At 71.3% G+C, this 14,270-nt stretch carries 18 protein-coding genes; 7 read left to right on the forward strand and 11 right to left on the reverse strand.

From position 1 onward, the window contains the following. Positions 1 to 13: 13 nt before the first annotated feature. The gene (locus G6038_RS10940) at positions 14 to 337 is read right to left on the reverse strand and encodes a hypothetical protein (RefSeq protein WP_165037679.1); all 324 of its coding nucleotides are present in this window, start codon (positions 335 to 337) and stop codon (positions 14 to 16) included. A 95-nt stretch (positions 338 to 432) separates the two neighbouring features. Here G6038_RS10940 and G6038_RS10945 point away from each other — a divergent pair, with 95 nt between their 5' ends. Then, positions 433 to 2,043 carry a hypothetical protein gene (locus G6038_RS10945; protein WP_165037680.1) on the forward strand — a complete coding sequence of 537 codons (1,611 nt, stop codon included), beginning with the start codon at positions 433 to 435 and terminating at the stop codon, positions 2,041 to 2,043. On the opposite strand, the gene G6038_RS10950 is transcribed toward G6038_RS10945, so the two are convergent. The 5 genes from G6038_RS10950 to G6038_RS10970 form a co-directional block, all read right to left on the reverse strand. Continuing rightward, positions 2,044 to 2,340 carry an ANTAR domain-containing protein gene (locus G6038_RS10950; protein WP_165037681.1) on the reverse strand — a complete coding sequence of 99 codons (297 nt, stop codon included), beginning with the start codon at positions 2,338 to 2,340 and terminating at the stop codon, positions 2,044 to 2,046. It lies immediately after the preceding gene. 250 nt (positions 2,341 to 2,590) lie between these two features. Further along, a complete protein-coding gene (locus tag G6038_RS10955) occupies positions 2,591 to 3,262 on the reverse strand; it encodes an alpha/beta hydrolase (protein WP_165037682.1) in 672 nt (223 codons plus the stop codon). Between the two features lie 10 nt (positions 3,263 to 3,272). Then, on the reverse strand, positions 3,273 to 3,653 hold the full coding sequence (locus G6038_RS10960; RefSeq protein WP_206024559.1) for a hypothetical protein: 381 nt from the start codon (positions 3,651 to 3,653) through the stop codon (positions 3,273 to 3,275). A 73-nt stretch (positions 3,654 to 3,726) separates the two neighbouring features. Further along, the gene (locus G6038_RS10965; protein ID WP_165037683.1) at positions 3,727 to 4,473 is read right to left on the reverse strand and encodes a pentapeptide repeat-containing protein; all 747 of its coding nucleotides are present in this window, start codon (positions 4,471 to 4,473) and stop codon (positions 3,727 to 3,729) included. A 125-nt stretch (positions 4,474 to 4,598) separates the two neighbouring features. Further along, a complete protein-coding gene (locus G6038_RS10970) occupies positions 4,599 to 5,234 on the reverse strand; it encodes a TIGR03086 family metal-binding protein (RefSeq protein ID WP_165037684.1) in 636 nt (211 codons plus the stop codon). 453 nt (positions 5,235 to 5,687) lie between these two features. Here G6038_RS10970 and G6038_RS10975 point away from each other — a divergent pair, with 453 nt between their 5' ends. Together G6038_RS10975 and G6038_RS10980 are read left to right on the forward strand one after the other, a co-directional pair. Then, positions 5,688 to 6,002 (forward strand): helix-turn-helix domain-containing protein, encoded by a 315-nt coding sequence (locus tag G6038_RS10975; RefSeq protein WP_165037685.1) that lies wholly within the window; start codon positions 5,688 to 5,690, stop codon positions 6,000 to 6,002. A 408-nt stretch (positions 6,003 to 6,410) separates the two neighbouring features. Continuing rightward, on the forward strand, positions 6,411 to 7,349 hold the full coding sequence (locus G6038_RS10980; protein WP_165037686.1) for a ScbA/BarX family gamma-butyrolactone biosynthesis protein: 939 nt from the start codon (positions 6,411 to 6,413) through the stop codon (positions 7,347 to 7,349). Positions 7,350 to 7,366: 17 nt separating this feature from the next. Here the strand turns inward: G6038_RS10980 and G6038_RS10985 are convergent, their stop codons facing one another. Continuing rightward, on the reverse strand, positions 7,367 to 8,008 hold the full coding sequence (locus tag G6038_RS10985) for a ScbR family autoregulator-binding transcription factor (RefSeq protein ID WP_206024560.1): 642 nt from the start codon (positions 8,006 to 8,008) through the stop codon (positions 7,367 to 7,369). Positions 8,009 to 8,103: 95 nt separating this feature from the next. On the opposite strand from G6038_RS10985, the gene G6038_RS10990 reads away from it, so the two are divergent. From G6038_RS10990 to G6038_RS11000, 3 genes are all read left to right on the forward strand, one after another. Beyond that, positions 8,104 to 9,021, forward strand: coding sequence for an NAD(P)-dependent oxidoreductase (locus G6038_RS10990; RefSeq protein ID WP_165037687.1), 918 nt, complete (start codon positions 8,104 to 8,106; stop codon positions 9,019 to 9,021). 76 nt (positions 9,022 to 9,097) lie between these two features. Continuing rightward, complete coding sequence (locus tag G6038_RS10995; protein WP_165037688.1) at positions 9,098 to 9,919, forward strand: SDR family NAD(P)-dependent oxidoreductase; 822 nt, start codon at positions 9,098 to 9,100, stop codon at positions 9,917 to 9,919. A 30-nt stretch (positions 9,920 to 9,949) separates the two neighbouring features. After that, positions 9,950 to 10,870, forward strand: coding sequence for a TIGR03619 family F420-dependent LLM class oxidoreductase (locus G6038_RS11000; protein ID WP_165037689.1), 921 nt, complete (start codon positions 9,950 to 9,952; stop codon positions 10,868 to 10,870). Here G6038_RS11000 and G6038_RS11005 read toward each other — a convergent pair. Next, entirely contained in the window at positions 10,867 to 11,706 is an 840-nt protein-coding gene (locus G6038_RS11005) for a class I SAM-dependent methyltransferase (RefSeq protein ID WP_206024561.1), read from the reverse strand. The two genes, G6038_RS11000 and G6038_RS11005, sit on opposite strands and share 4 nt — an antisense overlap. A 49-nt stretch (positions 11,707 to 11,755) precedes the next feature. On the opposite strand from G6038_RS11005, the gene G6038_RS11010 reads away from it, so the two are divergent. Continuing rightward, on the forward strand, positions 11,756 to 12,346 hold the full coding sequence (locus G6038_RS11010; RefSeq protein WP_165037691.1) for a helix-turn-helix transcriptional regulator: 591 nt from the start codon (positions 11,756 to 11,758) through the stop codon (positions 12,344 to 12,346). A 9-nt stretch (positions 12,347 to 12,355) separates the two neighbouring features. On the opposite strand, the gene G6038_RS11015 is transcribed toward G6038_RS11010, so the two are convergent. The 3 genes from G6038_RS11015 to G6038_RS11025 are packed head-to-tail and all read right to left on the reverse strand — an operon-like array spanning position 12,356 to position 14,232. After that, positions 12,356 to 12,880, reverse strand: a complete 525-nt coding sequence (locus G6038_RS11015) for a nuclear transport factor 2 family protein (protein WP_165037692.1) — start codon at positions 12,878 to 12,880, stop codon at positions 12,356 to 12,358. 12 nt (positions 12,881 to 12,892) lie between these two features. After that, positions 12,893 to 13,357: a nuclear transport factor 2 family protein gene (locus tag G6038_RS11020; protein ID WP_165037693.1), complete on the reverse strand. Its 465-nt coding sequence runs from the start codon at positions 13,355 to 13,357 to the stop codon at positions 12,893 to 12,895. After that, complete coding sequence (locus G6038_RS11025; RefSeq protein ID WP_010593470.1) at positions 13,354 to 14,232, reverse strand: coniferyl-aldehyde dehydrogenase; 879 nt, start codon at positions 14,230 to 14,232, stop codon at positions 13,354 to 13,356. Before G6038_RS11025 ends, G6038_RS11020 begins: the two co-directional genes overlap by 4 nt. Positions 14,233 to 14,270 lie beyond the last annotated feature (38 nt).

Consider the following 14,270-nt stretch of genomic DNA (forward strand, 5'->3'; position numbering starts at 1 on the left):
GGCCGGGTGAGGCTCACAGCCACCGGCGCGGCGGCTTCTTCACCCACATGATCTTCTCGTCCGCGGCGGTGGGGGTGGCTGCGGGATGGCCGGGATGCTGCGCGGCCCACTCCGACTTCTCGGTGAGCAGCCGAGCGACGAGCGCCCACGTCTCCATCGTGCGCGGCGGGTGTGCTCCGGCGGCCCGGGCCAGCTTCCGGCGCATGTCGTCGGCCAGGGCCAGCAGCTCGTCCGCGGTGATGCCGCGGTTCCAAGCGAACCGGGCGAGGACGATCGCCTTCTCCCGCCGATTGCGGGCTGCCTCGTCGGTGTGCGCGAAGTCCTCGTCGGTGGCCATGCCCTACAGAATTCGTCGCCGGCCGTGTCGTTGACAACCCACCGCGCGCGGCTCACGCTCGGAGCAGGCGCACGCGCGGCCCGGGGGAGGACGAAATGCCGGTGACTCCGATGGATCTCCCGGACGGCACACCCGAGGACGTGCGGGTGCGCGCGGCGTCCGCTCCCCGGGTGCCGGTGTCGGATCCGGCGCTCGGCCGCGACGTGCGGGCCGACACCCGGGGAATGCCCCCGCACCGGCTCGTCGCGATCGGCGACTCCGTGCTGCAGGGCTTCCAGAGCGGCGCCGTCTTCCACACCGACGTCTCGGTCCCCGCGATCGTTGCCCACGAACTCGGCTGGCTCCACCGGTTCCGCTACCCGCGCTACGGCGGTCCGGGCGGGTTGCCGCTCAACATCGAACTGCTCCTGCGCGACCTCGAGCGACGCTTCGGGCCGGCGGTGAACGTGTGGGAGACGCCGCTCGCGCTGTTCGCTGTGCGCGCGCTCATGGACCGGGTGGAGGACTACTGGGAGCGCGGGCCCGGTCGGGAGCCGCCGCTGCTGGCGGCACACCAGCACAACCTGTCCTGTTTCGGCTGGGACCTGCGCGACGCCCTGAGCAAGACCGCCGCGACGTGCGAGGCGGCGATCTCCGCACCGAACGACGACCTGCTCGACCAGATTGTGCAGAACAACGGGGAACGCGCCGCGTTGCGGGTCTATCCGCGCTGGAGCGACGAGGCGAAGGCGATGACGGTGTTCGACGCGGCCGCAGCGCTCGGCGACGACCACGACGACACAACCGAGTCCGGAATCGAGACACTGGTGGTGTTCCTCGGCTCCAACAACGCGCTCGGCACGGTCACGGACCTGCGCATCGCGTGGAGCGGTCCGGACTTTCGCGACCTCACTGCGAAGGACGCCTATACCATCTGGCGACCCGAGCACTTCGCGGCCGAGTTCGCCGAGGTGGTCGAGCGGGTGGCGGCAATCCGGGCGCGGCACGTCGTGTGGTGCACGATCCCCCACGTCACCATCGCGCCGATCGCGAAGGGTCTCGGACGCAAGATGGAACCGGGGTCGCCCTATTTCCCGTACTACACCCGGCCGTGGATCGAGGAGGCGCGGTTCGATCCGGCTCAGGACGAGCACATCACGGGTGCCGGCGCGTACGCGGTGGACCTCGCGATCGACCTGTACAACGAGCGCATCGAGCAGGCGGTCGCCGATGCCCGTTCCGGTGGGCACGGCCGGGCACGGGACTGGTATCTGCTGGACGTGGCCGGTCTGCTCGAGCGCCTCGCGTCGCGGCGCTTCGTCACCGATGTCGGTGCCCGCCCGGCATGGTGGACCCCGTACCCGCTCCCGTCCGCACTCGCCGCGCTCGACCCCGTGCCGGATTCGCGGTTCCTGACGGCCGACGGTCGTGGGGGCCGGGCCGCGGGTGGGCTGTTCTCCCTCGACGGAGTGCATCCGACGACGGTGGCGAACGGGATCCTCGCGCAGGAACTGATCAACGTGATGCGCCGCGCCGGGGTGCAGTTCCACCACGGCAACGGCGGTGTGCGCCCGGATCCGGTGACCGTGGACTTCGAGCGGTTGATCCGCAGGGACACCCTGGTGCGGACGCCGCCCGGGAACATCGACTCGACCCTTGGCATCCTCGCGTGGGCGGACGAGGTCGGTGACCTCGTCCGGCGCACGCTGAGCATCCGCTTCCGGTGATCAGTTCTCGGCGGGTGCCGTCCTCCGGTCGATCAGCCGGCCCCACAGTTCGGTCGCGACGGTGTGGGCGCGCCGGTGTCCCTGGACGGTGGTGCCGGGACCGGAGGTCAGGTCGGTGAGGGCTTCGCACAGGTCGACGATGTCGACGTGGAAGCGCATCGAGGCGTCGAGCAGTTCGTCGAACGCCTGGTCCTCGGTGTAGGAACGGCCCCTTGCGGAGCGGAGAAGAGCCTGCGCGGTGTCGAGTGCCGTCAGGCGTCGTACCGCGGGGTTGTCACGGTGTGCTTCGATCGTCAATTGTCCGCCTCTGAGGTGTCGCCACTGGGCGTGTGTCAACTCGTTGTAGTGCGGGTACCCCACCGGTTCGGCGGCTACCCGGGTTTGTGTCCCCCGTCACAGTACGAGGACTCTGCCGTCGTGTCCACCGTACCCGAGTTTGCCCTGCGCAGGCCGGTGAGTCGGCGCCGTGCCCCCGGGCGTTCCGTCTTCGATGTCCGAATTCCCCGGAGCGGCAGAGAGATCCGACGCCGTGTATGTTGCGCGCCGGTCACGCCGGAGGCGGCGGGCGGTGATCGAGGAACCAGTCCCGCGCTTGCTGTGCCACGACCTCGAGCGTGCCGGGTTCCTCGAACAGGTGCGTCGCCCCGCGCACGATCCGCAGTTCGTGTTCGCACCGCATGGCCGCGGCGGCCTGCCGGTTCAGTTCGATCACCATGCGATCCAGGCCGCCGACCAGCATGAGCGTGGGGGCGCGGACCCGGCCGAGCCGGGGCATCGCCAGATCGGGTCGCCCGCCGCGGGAGACGACGGCGGCGATCTCCCGGTCCGGATCGGCGGCGGCCCACAGCGCCGCGGCGGCGCCGGTGCTGGCCCCGAAGTAACCGATCCACTCGGCTTCCGCGCGGACGAGATCGGTCACCTCACCGAGCCGGCTCGCGAGCAGTTCGATGTCGAAGACGAGGGCGCGGTCGCCCTCCTCGCCGGCGGTCAGCAGGTCGAACAGCAACGTGCCCAGGCCGGCGGCGTTCAGTTCCCCGGCGACGTACCGGTTGCGCGGGCTGAACCGGCTGCTGCCGCTGCCGTGCACGAAGATCACCAGGCCGTCCGATCCGGCGGGGACGGTCAGGGTGCCGGCCAGGCTCACGTCGCGAAGCTCGAGCTCGACGTCCCGGCCGCCGGAATCGACGCCGCGGTCGCGCCGGCTGTCGGCGGTGCTCATCGGGTCCGGCTCAGGCCAGGGTGACCGTGCGGGTGTGCGAGCGGACCGCGTCCTGCAGGTCCTGGCGCGAGAGTGTGTGCGGACCGCACGCGCAGCGCGCGGGCACGTCGTCGTCCTCGAACTGGGTCGCCTCGAGGGTGTCGACGAACTCGGACCCGAGGGATCCGCCGTGGTGCGCGGTCTCGGACCGGTCGCGATTGCCGTGCGCCGTCGGCCCACCGCCGGCGACGAGCACCGGCCCCTCCGGGGTGCGGTAGACGGTGGCGACGTTGTGGCTGGCGGGGCACTTCACGCGCACGAGGGCGTGGTCGCTGCGCTGGCTGCCCAACGAATCCACGGCAGCACGAGCCATCCGGCGGCGGTCTGTGGGAAGGAGGTCGGGGATGTTCATGGGACCTATTGCACACCCGATCGCGGCCGAATCGAGGGCTTTCGAGAGCAACGGGCCCGATTCGCCCGTTGCGCTACCAGTGCCCGGGTGTGGCCACTGTGGCGGGCAGCCGGGTACGTGCGTCGCCCCGGGCGGAATCGACCTGTGACTGGACGAGGAACAGGCTGCCGGTGAGGTCGGCGCCGCGCAGGTCGGCGTCCCGCAGGTCGGCGCCGATGAGGTCGGCCCGGCGCAGGTCCGCTTCGCGCAGGTCCGCGGCGACGAGGAGGGCGCCGCGCAGGTTCGCGCCGTGCAGGTCGGCGCGCCGGAGCTTCGCGCCGATCAGGTCCGCCCCGCGGCGGTTCTTTCTGCGGCCGCGCACGGAGGCCCGGGCGAGTTCGCTCGCGCGCAGCAGCAGGGTGTTGATCTCCTGCCGGTGCGTCGCGACGTCGAGTCCGGCGAGGGCGTCGGCGTCGCCGCGGGTCAGCCGGTCGGTCGCGGCGCGCGCACCGCGCAGGTCCGCGTGGATCGGCCGGGAGGTGGGCAGGGACGCCGCCTCGTCGAGATACCAGAGCAGCTCGTGCAGTTGACGCACGACGGGGAAGACGTCGAACATCCGCCGGGCGGTCTGCGGCGCGCGGCGCCAGTCCGCTCCGCCGAACGTGATCTGTGAGACCTTCTGGCCGGCGCCGAAGCAGTCGTAGACGGTGCACCCGGTGAACCCCTTGCGCCGCAGGTCCCGGTGGATGCCGCAGCGGAAGTCGTCCCGCAGGTTCGGGCAGGGCCGGCCCGCCTCCTTGTCGATCGCGAAATCGGTCGACACGGCGAAAGGCAGAGCCACACAACACAAACCGAAGCAACTGCCGCAGTCGGCCAGAAGGTCCGGACGGGGAGTGCGGCGGTCCGTCTCGGACAAGGCTCACGTTCCTCTCGGTGGGCGGGGCGCAGCCGGTGGCCCGGCCGAGCCTAGCCCGGGCCGCCATCCGGGGCCCGCGGTGGGTGGTCCGAGGGGCCGGGCGGCGGCCGCCACGACGGGTCACGCCCGCTGAGCCCGATCAGGCGATCGAGGTCCGGGGCGTCGTCGGGAACCGCGACCGCCGGCCCGAAGAGCCCGCCGGCTGCGCGTTCCTCATCGGTGGTCGCGGCGACGAACGACAGGCACGCGGCCAGCGCGACGGGATCGCAGGAGAACCTCCGGCCGCTGGCGGTGGCGATGTCCCAGCCGTGGATCACGAGTTCGTCGAGCGCCACGAGCCCCGCGACGTGACCGGGCAGATCGATGCCGCCGGCCTGGGTCGTTCCGGTCCATGCGCCGGGATCGCGCCACGCCTCGGCGAGGGCGAGGACCTGCCCGGGGATCCTGGTGCGCCAGTCGTCGCCGAGCCGGGACGCGTCGGCGGACGGTCCCTGCCCGGTGTGGTCACCCACAGCCTTCCCGGCGGCGGCGGTGAACGCCAGGGACAGCCCGCCCACGTGATCCACCAGGTCCCCGATGGTGGTGCCGGCGCACGGGGTGGGACGGGCGAGTTGTTCGTGCGTGAGCGCGCCGACGAGCCGTGCCATCTCGTGGGCGGCCGGTGCCAGGTCGAGGATCTCGGTCATGAGCGTTCCTTCCGGCGGCGGTGTGCTCATGGTGCCGCACCGGTCCGACAGGTTCGACCGGGTCGCGCCGGACGGCTCGCCGCGACGAGAACACGCGACGAGAAAATCTGCAGTCGCAACCGTAGACTTTCGGCATCGATGCCGATAACATCGAGGACGACAACGCGAAGGATCCGGAAGAGGGGCAACCGAGGGGTTGCCGGGGAAGTTGCAGAGGGGGCGGAGCCGCACTCGGTTCTGCGGCTCCGCCCCGACGACGCGACGGGCGGACTCTGCGGAGGCCGACCACGTCGCCACCGGAGAGCAGAGCGAGAGGCTGGTGATGCGTATCCATCGGGATAGCGAACTCGTGTATGTCATTTCCTCGTGCCGGTCGAGGCCGGCATTGTCATAACCGTCACGAACCCCGGTGCCCTATGTGCCGGGGTTCCCTCTCGTAGCAACGAAGGGCACGTGGATCCCACCCACGACCGCGCTCCCGCGGTCACCAACGAACTCGACAACGACGACTACCCCGCTTTCAGCATGGGTCGCGCCGCTGCGTCGCTCGGGGTCACTCCTGCCTTCCTTCGCAGTCTGGACGACACGGGCCTCGTGGTGCCGCAGCGTTCCGGGGGCGGTCACCGCCGCTACTCCCGGAACCAGCTTCGTCTCGTCGCGCGGGTGCGGGAACTGGTCGACAGCGGCACCGCGGTGGACGCGGCGTGCCGGATCGTCCACCTCGAGGATCAGCTCGCGGAAGCGCGAAGCCGCATTCCGAGCACGTGAGGCACCGGGCACGTGAGGCACCGGGCACGTGAGGCACCGGGCAAGTGAGGCACCGGGTTTCGGGTGGCGGCGGTGTGAATGCGGACACGCCTCCGCGCCGCTGGGGCTACCCCTCGTATAGTCCCGGCGGCGCGGAGGCGCTGTGACCTCGGGCCTGCCGCGCGAACACCCCTCCGCGTGCTCGACGACCGACCCTGTTCATTTGTTTCCCGACTGCATTACACCTTACCATAAACCGGTCGATCGGTTTGTTGGATTCGAAGAATTCATCCGAGCGACCGACGGGGGACGAAAGCCGTTCTCGACGTTCGATCCAGCCACCGGACACGGGCGTGCTCCGATTCGTCCGGGTCGTCTATTATCCCTCGATAAAAGCAGTCCGGCCGGTTTGCAATGAAAGAAGCGACAATGACCGTGGATGCGGACGCAGTGCCCCGGAACAGTCCCGTCCTCGGTTTCGAGTCGACGGTGCCTAGGCGGTACGTCCACCGGCAATCGGTGTCGGAGGTGTTCCTGACGGACTGCGCGTCCGCCGGTGCCGACCATCGATTCCTGCTGGGCGCGCAGTGGCCACGGCTGCACGGTTTCTACCGGACCGAAACCGGACGGTACGACACCATGCTGATCGCCGAGACCCTGCGCCAGACGGCGATCTACTTGGGGCACAAGCAATATCGCGTTCCCCTCGGTCATCCGTTCGTCATGCAGACCCTGCGGGTGGATGCGGCGGTGCACGCGCTCGCCATCGGTACCGGCGCCGCGGAGGTCGTCCTCGACGCCTGCCTGGAGGACCCGGTGTACCGCGGCGGGCTGCTGTCCCAGTTCGACCTGACCGTGGTGTTCGTCGTCGGCGGACGACAGGTGGGCACGGGACAGGGGGTGGCGAACGTCCTCACCCCGGACGCCTACCGGCTGCTGCGCTGGAACGGCACCGGCCCGCGCACGATCGGGGATCCCGTCTGCCCCCCGGCGATTCCCCCCGCCGTCGTCGGGCAGTCCCGGCCCCTGGACGTCGTGCTCGGTCCGCAGTACGCCGAGAACCGCTGGCGCCTGCGGGTCGACGATCGTCATCCGGTCCTGTTCGACCATCCCAGCGATCACGTTCCCGGCATGCTCGTCCTCGAGGCGTTCCGGCAGAGCGCCCGTGCCGCATGCGGCCGCCCGCACGCCGACGTCGACCTCATCGAGGCCGCCTACCACCGGTTCGTCGAACTGGACGAGCGGGCGAACGTGGTGGCGCGGATCGATCCGCACGATCCGTGGACCGTGCGGACCTCCGTCGAGCAGTGGGGCGAGGCTCTGGCGACCGGCACGGTGCGGCTGGCACCGGATCGGTCGCGATGCTGACCGCCGCCGCGTCGCGTTCAGTCGGCGGCCGGCGTCCAGCGGGACCGACGGATCCGCGGGATCTCACCGTGGCGGTCTGCGGGCACGACGGCGGGCAGCAACAGGGTCCACATCTCGTCGAGGCGTTGTTCGAGATCCTGCCGGTGGGTGAGGACGTTGGACACGAGCTGGACGCCGTTGTAGGCGGAGATCACGAACCGGGCCAGCATGGCCGCGTCGATCGTGTCGAGGATGTCGCCCTGGGTGATCGCCTGCTCGGTGAGCTTCTCGCAGGCGGCGATCCAGTCCAGGTACGGGCCGGTGGGACCGTCGGTGGCGCTGAGTTCGAGGGTCAGGCGGATACCGGCCCGCACGATCGGCTCGTCGATCATCTGGCGCGCCATCTCGTGCGAGAGCATCACGATCTGCTCGAGCGCGGGAATGTCGAGGCTCGCGATGGCTTCGACCGCGGCGATCGAGATGCGATGCTGCTCCTCGATGACGACCTGGGCGAGTTCGTCCTTCGAGCGGAAGTGGAAGTAGAGGGCGCCCTTGGTGATGCCGGAACTCTCGACGATCGCGCCGAGGCTCGCGCCTTCGTAGCCCGACCGTTCGAAGTTCTCGGCCGCGCCGAGAACGATCTGCTGCCTGGTCGCCACCGCCCGCGCTTGCTGAGCCATCCGTCCTCACTCCGTTCCCACCCTGTGTTCCGACGAGGTGCATCGTGACGAACCCCATCGGGTTTCCCCCACCCGGCCGAATGGTACCCACAGTAATGGACCGCCGCCGCGACGAAGGTTCGGCGCAACTCCCGCGAATCGCGCTGATCGGCGCCACCGGCTTCGTCGGGGGCGCCGTGTTCGCGGGGCTCACGGCGTCCGACGTGCCCTGCACGGCCGTCGCGCGACGGCCGGACGAGTTGCCCGCCGCCGCGACGCGGACGGCCGCGGCGGACCTGACCGAGCCGTCGTCCCTGGACGCCGTGGTCGCCGCCGCCGACGTGATCGTGCACGCCGCCTCGTACACCGGATCGGACCCGCAGACGTGCGACGAGGTGAACCGTGCCGGGACCGGGAACCTCCTCGCGGCGGCGGCCCGGCAGCACCGGCCGCACGTGATCTACGTCAGCACGATCGGGGTCTACGGTCCCGGCCCGCACCGCGGTGTCGCCGAGGATGCCGTTGTGCCGAATCCGGTCTCGGTGCTCAGCGAGAGCCGGCTCGCGGCCGAACTGGCCGTGCGTGATTACGGCGGCACCGTGGTGCGGGCCGCCTTCGTCTACGGGCCCGGAGACCGCTGGTTCGTGCCCGGCATCGCGCAGATCCTCACTCGCCTCGGCGCCTGGGTCGAGGACGGCCGCCCCCTGCTGTCGGTGATCTCGGTCGGCGATCTCGGCCGCCTGATCGCGGCACTGGCGGTCCGCGGCACCCGGCCCGGACCCGGCGGCGACGTCCTGCACGCCGCCCATCCGGATCCGGTGAGTGTGCGGGCCCTCGCGTCGGCCTTCGCGCGCGACGCCGGATTCGACCTGCCCCGCACCAGCCTCGGGTACGACGAGGCCGTGGCCGTCGCGCCGGAGCGGGGACTGACCGAGCGGCACATCGACCTCGCGGGCCACGACCACTACTACGACGCGACGCGCATCTGGCGTGAGACCGGGCTGCGAGTGCCGCCCCCGGCCTTCGGTCCGTAGGGAGTGGACCCGGCGCCGTTCCCGTCCAGCGGGAACCGCCGGATGCCTTCGGGGCGCGGCCGCTACCGTCGCGGCGGTGACCACCGTGCCGGCTTCGAATACTCCGTCGCAACCCTTGCTGTCCGGGCGGACGGCGATCGTCACGGGAGGGGCGAACGGCATCGGTGCGGCCGTCGTGCGGATGTTCGCCGAGCACGGTGCCGGCGTCGTCCTCGTCGACACCGACCGCGGGGCCGCCGAGCGGCTGGCCGCCGAAATTCCCGGCGTGGTGCCGATCGTCGGCGACGCCGCGGACCCGGCCGTCGCGACGGAGGCCGCGGGCCATGCCCCGGATGTGCTCGTCAACAACGTCGGTGACTTCCTCCGCCCGTCGACGCCCTTCGCGGAGGCCGACGAATCCGAATGGGCGGCACTGGCCCGCGCCAATCTCGACCACGCGCTGCGGATGACCCGTGCCGTCCTTCCCGGCATGATCGACCGCGGCCGGGGCGGCTCTGTCGTCAACGTCACCACCGTCGAGGCGCACCGCGGCATTCCCGGGCACGTCGTGTACGGCACGTACAAGGCCGGGCTGCGGCACTTCACCCGCAGTCTCGCAGTCGAGGTCGGCCGGCACGGCATCCGGGTGAACGCGATCGCGCCCGATCTGATCGCAACGCCGCAGGTGCCGTACGAGCGGCTCGTGCCGGAGGCGGACCGGCACCGCTGGCCGGGGTGGGCGCCGCTGGGCGGCCCTGGTCGTCCCGAGGACGTCGCCGGACCGGCCCTGTTCCTCGCCTCCGACCTCTCCCGCTACGTCACGGGGTCCACCGTTCACGTCGACGGTGGCAGCTACGCGGCCGGCGGCTGGTTCCCGCGCGCCGACGGCTCGTGGACCAATCGTCCCCTGGCGCCCTGACCGGATCCCCCACACTAGAAGGACTTTCGCGTGAACGCCTTCCCCCCGACGCTGAGCGTCAACCTCCCCAACTTCGGCGACGCGCTGGCCCGCGACAACTTCGCCCACCTCGTGGACGTCGCGGTCCGGGCCGAGGAATGCGGCGTGGACCGCGTGAACGTCACCGACCACATCGTGATGGGAGCCGACACCTCCGGGTACGCGTGGGGGCCGTTCGCCACCGAACCCGATGCGATGTGGCTCGAACCCATGACCGTGCTCGCGGTGATCGCCGGCCGGACCCGCACTATTCGCCTCGGCACCGGCGTGATCATCGCGGCGCTGCGGGGCGCCGCCGTGCTCGCCAAGACCGCGGCCACCCTGGACCACATGTCGGGCGGACGGCTCGACCTCGGGGTCGGAACAGGCTGGCAGGAAAAGGAATACGAGGCCGCGGGACTGAGCTTCGCCGATCGGGGCCCGCTGCTCGACGACACGCTCGCCGCCTGCCGGGCGCTGTGGGAGCACGCCCCGGCCTCGGTGCAGCGTCCGAGCGTGGCCTTCACCGAGGTGTACTGCTCGCCGCGCCCGGGGGACCGGCGGATCCCGGTGTGGGTCTCGGGGTCGTTGTCGAAACCGGTGATCCGCCGGCTTGCCCGATGGGGCGACGGGTGGATTCCCATCATGGGTGCCGGACCGGACGAGTTGCAGCGGGGCCGTGACCTGCTCCGCGCCGCGCTCGAACGGGAGGAACGCGATCCCGACGACCTGCAGATACGCGGGCGGCTGCAGGTGGTGCACGAGGCGAGCGGCGAGATCGCCGTGCCGGAGACCGCGCGGGCGGTGAAAGAGCTTCTTGCCGTCGGAGTCACCGATGTGATGGTCCCGCTGACCATGGTGCATCCCGATCCGGACCGGGCCGCGGACCGGCTCGCGACGCTCGTCGCGGTGCTGCGGGAGGCGGCCGTCTAGCGGCGGCGGGCCGCCCACGCGGTGCGGCTGCCACGGACCGACAGGTCGCTGCGGTGCAGCAGACCGTCGGGGCTGCCGGGCGTCAGCAGGGCGTCGAGGGTCTCCAGATCGTCGGTGGCCAGCCGGCCGTCGAGCGCGGCACGGATGCGGGACAGGTAGGCGTGTGCGTAGCGGGCCGCGCTCGGCGGCGCCGGTGCCGCCTCCACAGTGAAGCTGCGCTGGTCGACGACCTCGAAACCGGCCCGCTCCAAATGGGTCCGCCAGTCCGGGTGCGCGTTCCAGCCCGCGTGCGCCAGGGCCTCGTGGCAGCGCCGCTCCAGGCCCGGCCTGCCCTGCCCGACGTCGTCGGGCAGGAACCGGGGCAGCTCGTCCATCTCGACGATCACCAGCAGGCCACCGGGATTGAGGGCGGCGTGGAGGTCGCGCAGCACCCTGTCCGGGTCGGCGACCTCGTGCAGCGACGAGGCCGCCCACGCGACGTCGACCGTACCGATCGAGGGCCAGGCGACGTCCAGGTCGGCGAGCACGACCCGGAGCCGCCCGGGCGTGCCGTGCTCGGCCGCGGCGGTGCGGATGCGGTCGAGCATCGACGCCGACCGGTCGACCGCGACGATCTCCGCGGTGGGGAAGCGGCGCCCGAGTGCCGAGCTGCCCGTGCCCGTTCCGGCGCCGACGTCGACGATCGTGCGCGGCCGCTGCGGGGCGTGCTGCTCGGCCCATGCGATCACCTCGTCCAGGTACGCGCCGAGCACCTCGGCATCGAGGTCGAGGAGGTCCGCCAGCCCGGCCTCGTGCTGCGTGTGCGGGTGGCCCGGGGCGTGGGTGTGGTGCGTCATGTCGGTCACGGTAGCGGCCGTAGTGCCGGTAACGCATACCATCTTGCGTATGACGCAAGATCTCGATCTGGACGCCGTGATCCGCCGCCGCATCCGCGGCCTGCGCCTGGCCCGCGGCTGGTCGCTCGATTCGCTGGCGGCTCGCTGCCGGCTCAGCCCGTCGACGCTGAGCCGCATCGAGACCGGTAACCGCCGGATCGCTCTCGATCAACTGGTGCCGATCGCCCGGGCCCTGGGCACCACGCTCGATCAGCTCGTCGAATCCGCTGAGGACGAGGACGTGGTGATCCGGCCGCAACCAGAACACATGCCCGGGGTGACCACGTGGCTGCTGTCCCGGGAACGTGCCCTGCACGGCGTGACGGTGGCGAAGATGCGCATCACCCCCGACCGGCCCACCGGAACCGGTGCGGCGGCGGTGCATCCGGGCCGGGAGTGGTTCACCGTCCTCTCCGGCACGGCCCGGCTGCAATTGGGCGAGCGGACGGTGCTGGTGCGGACCGGCGAGGCCGCCGCGTTCTCGACGATGGTCCCGCACGCCATCGGTGCCTACGAAGGCCCGGTGGAGATCCTCACGATCTTCGACCACGACGGCGAGCGTGCTCACCTCCACGGTGATCACGACACGTCGCGGCCGTGACGTCGGCTGCTACAGCGGTTTCAGAAAGCCGAAGAACCTGGGCGTGTGCACCTGGCGCAGCCGGGTGAGCCTGCGGTAACTGATCAGCCACACGCCGTCGACCCTCCGGTACTCCTCGTGATAGTGGCCCCAGCCGTGCAGGTGTTCCTCGACCGCTCCGTTCGTCCACCACAGTTCGTCCTCCATCGCCCAGATCCCGGTGGCCGTGGTGTCGGAGGTAAGGGTGATCTCGGGGGTGTGACCGTGGTGCGCGCTGGTGACCGGAGTGCCTCCGTCGAGCAGGTTCTCGATCGCGCGCCGCAACGGGTCGCGGCCCACCACCCGGTTGGACCGGTCACCGGTGCGCGGCTGGGTGTCCTCGGGGAGGCCGCCCCACGTCTCGCTCACGACGTCCTCGGTGTGCAGCGTCGGGTACAGGTCCCATTGCTTGGTGTCCATCACCCGTAGCCGTGCGGCGAAGAGCCGCTTGATCTCCTCGACGGCCAGGAGTTGTTCCGCGGCGCTCAGCGTCAGGGCCGCTTCCGTGTGCGTCACGAGGACTTCCCTTCACTCGGTGGTGGATCGAAGCAACCGCACCTCGCGGTCGGCGGTGAGGTCGACGACCAGTTCCCGGCGTGCGATGCGCCAGCCGTCCGGCATGCGGCGGTACTCGTCCCGGTAGCGGACGGACACCGTGTAGTCCCGGTATCCGTCGCCGCTCGGGTACACGTGGTGCGCCTCGCAGTACAGCTCGCCCCGCGCCCGGTCGCCGCCGAGGTCGACGACGTGCTGGCCGAGGACGTGCCGCGTGGAGTGCAGGTGCGCGACCGCGGCGAGCACGCCGTCGCCGATCGGCCCCGCTCCGACGAGCACCGGGTCGTGACCGCGACGGACCAGGCCGGGCGGTTGCACGAACTCGGCGTCGTCGGTGAAGAGCGAACGCAGCACGGCAGGCTCGCGGCGGTCGACGGCACGGGCGTACCGTGCGACGACGTCCGTGAGCGCGAGGCGATCCTCGAGTGGGCTGCTCATGCCGGCATTCTCCATCGCTCGACGTCCGGCGCGCGCTCGTCGTCCCACTGATCGGTCGGCGACGAGGCCGCTCCGGGGCGGGTGAAGCGCAGGACCGGGCAGCTGCCCGGGTGGTCGGCGACGGTCACGACGAGACCGGGGTGATCGGTGACGGCGGGCAGCAGCGCGGCGTACGTCGTCGCAAGCGCGTCGGCGAACGTGCGCCGGTGCGGACTCACCGGTCCCGCAGCGCCGGGGCGCAGCACGGACGTCGTCGCGGTCCCGCCGGGCGGCGACGCGTGGTGCTCGCCGGTGACCACGACGTGGTCGAAGCGGTCGGCGGTGATCTGATCGTCGTGGTTCTCGATCCCGACGAGCACCGCGATGTGGGCGGGGTCGAGGAGGGACTCGGCGGCGTCCGCCAGCACCCGCACCGTGCGCGGCAGCCCGTGGGCCGGCATCAGCACGGCGCGGTGACCGGTGCCGATCGCGCTGACCCACGGTCCCAGGAGCGAGAACAGGGGCGCGGTGCGGCTTCCCACGATGGCCACCGTCCCGGCATCGTGGTGCGGGCCGCAGTGCCACAGCGCCCCCGACGGCCCGGGGATCCGGTAGGTGGGCCGACCGGCGCTACCCCAGCCTTCCAACGACTCCCGCACCCGGTGCAGTGCCGTCAGGGACGTGAGGATGTCGTCCATGACCACGTGCGTCGGCAGTTGTCCGTCGAAGTCCGCGTGGACCGCCTCGGTGAGCGGCTTGTGGTGCTGCACGAGCAGATCGATCATGGCGCGGACGGGCCGGACCCGGTGGCCCGGATCGGTGGCCGACGCCGTGGACGGCGTCCGGCGCTGCCGATCGAGCACAGCGGAAAGTTGCTCGGGGAACGAGGATCCCATGGAGGCCTCCTGTCGTCACCGCCGCGCACCCGCCCGTT

Source organism: Rhodococcus sp. 14C212, assembly GCF_011058195.1.
GTDB classification, from domain to species: Bacteria; Actinomycetota; Actinomycetes; order Mycobacteriales; family Mycobacteriaceae; genus Rhodococcus; species Rhodococcus aetherivorans.

Coding starts and splice junctions, on each gene's coding strand:
- G6038_RS10940 (WP_165037679.1), bottom strand. CDS start 337: ATGGCCACCGACGAGGACTTCGCGCACACCGACGAGGCAGCCCGCAAT.
- G6038_RS10945 (WP_165037680.1), top strand. CDS start 433: ATGCCGGTGACTCCGATGGATCTCCCGGACGGCACACCCGAGGACGTG.
- G6038_RS10955 (WP_165037682.1), bottom strand. CDS start 3,262: ATGAGCACCGCCGACAGCCGGCGCGACCGCGGCGTCGATTCCGGCGGC.
- G6038_RS10960 (WP_206024559.1), bottom strand. CDS start 3,653: ATGAACATCCCCGACCTCCTTCCCACAGACCGCCGCCGGATGGCTCGT.
- G6038_RS10970 (WP_165037684.1), bottom strand. CDS start 5,234: ATGACCGAGATCCTCGACCTGGCACCGGCCGCCCACGAGATGGCACGG.
- G6038_RS10980 (WP_165037686.1), top strand. CDS start 6,411: ATGACCGTGGATGCGGACGCAGTGCCCCGGAACAGTCCCGTCCTCGGT.
- G6038_RS10985 (WP_206024560.1), bottom strand. CDS start 8,008: ATGGCTCAGCAAGCGCGGGCGGTGGCGACCAGGCAGCAGATCGTTCTC.
- G6038_RS10990 (WP_165037687.1), top strand. CDS start 8,104: ATGGACCGCCGCCGCGACGAAGGTTCGGCGCAACTCCCGCGAATCGCG.
- G6038_RS11005 (WP_206024561.1), bottom strand. CDS start 11,706: ATGACGCACCACACCCACGCCCCGGGCCACCCGCACACGCAGCACGAG.
- G6038_RS11010 (WP_165037691.1), top strand. CDS start 11,756: ATGACGCAAGATCTCGATCTGGACGCCGTGATCCGCCGCCGCATCCGC.
- G6038_RS11020 (WP_165037693.1), bottom strand. CDS start 13,357: ATGAGCAGCCCACTCGAGGATCGCCTCGCGCTCACGGACGTCGTCGCA.
- G6038_RS11025 (WP_010593470.1), bottom strand. CDS start 14,232: ATGGGATCCTCGTTCCCCGAGCAACTTTCCGCTGTGCTCGATCGGCAG.